We start from the raw sequence: 257 nt of genomic DNA on the forward strand, positions 1-257 counted from the left end.
TCACCTTCCCCGCCCCGGCCAACAAGACCGTGGGCGACGCCCCCTTCGAGCTGGGCGTGAGCAGCACCAACGCCTCGGCGCCCATCGCCCTCACCTCCTCCAACCCCGCCGTGCTGGCCGTATCCAACGCCTCGGGCAAGTGGACTGCCACCGCCCTCTCGGCCGGGACCGCCACCATCACCGCCTCGCAGCCCGCCGCCAACGGATTCGCCGCCCCCGAGACCGTGACCAGGGTTGTAATTGTTTTACCCAGACCT

General features: G+C 69.6%; 1 protein-coding gene. It reads left to right on the plus strand.

What is annotated here, in order from left to right; all coding sequences use genetic code 11:
- On the plus strand, positions 1-257 hold a 257-nt coding region (locus ACY0JR_RS21180; protein WP_462636166.1), incomplete at both ends, for a hypothetical protein.

The sequence above is a fragment of the Rufibacter sp. JT3400010 genome, from assembly GCF_054956755.1.